1 rRNA gene is annotated in these 815 nt (G+C 51.9%); it reads right to left on the reverse strand.

The window, feature by feature from the left end:
- Positions 1-815, reverse strand: a 23S ribosomal RNA gene (locus ACM9LZ_RS25935); the annotation flags it as partial.

The raw sequence follows: 815 nt of genomic DNA on the forward strand, positions 1-815 counted from the left end.
TGTCGCTGCCGCAGCTTCGGTGCATGGTTTAGCCCCGTTACATCTTCCGCGCGGGCCGACTCGACCAGTGAGCTATTACGCTTTCTTTAAATGATGGCTGCTTCTAAGCCAACATCCTGGCTGTCTGAGCCTTCCCACTTCGTTTCCCACTTAACCATGACTTTGGGACCTTAGCTGGCGGTCTGGGTTGTTTCCCTCTTCACGACGGACGTTAGCACCCGCCGTGTGTCTCCCGTGATAACATTCTTCGGTATTCGCAGTTTGCATCGAGTTGGTAAGTCGGGATGACCCCCTAGTCGAAACAGTGCTCTACCCCCGAAGATGAGTTCACGAGGCGCTACCTAAATAGCTTTCGGGGAGAACCAGCTATCTCCCGGTTTGATTGGCCTTTCACCCCCATCCACAAGTCATCCGCTAATTTTTCAACATTAGTCGGTTCGGTCCTCCAGTTAGTGTTACCCAACCTTCAACCTGCCCATGGATAGATCACCGGGTTTCGGGTCTATACCCTGCAACTCATTCGCCCAGTTAAGACTCGGTTTCCCTACGGCTCCCCTATACGGTTAACCTTGCTACAGAATATAAGTCGCTGACCCATTATACAAAAGGTACGCAGTCACCCCATAAAGAGGCTCCTACTGCTTGTACGTACACGGTTTCAGGTTCTTTTTCACTCCCCTCGCCGGGGTTCTTTTCGCCTTTCCCTCACGGTACTGGTTCACTATCGGTCAATCAGGAGTATTTAGCCTTGGAGGATGGTCCCCCCATATTCAGACAGGATAACACGTGTCCCGCCCTACTCGTCGAGTTCACAA

Source organism: Niveispirillum fermenti (genome assembly GCF_048066175.1).
GTDB classification, from domain to species: domain Bacteria; phylum Pseudomonadota; class Alphaproteobacteria; order Azospirillales; family Azospirillaceae; genus Niveispirillum; species Niveispirillum fermenti.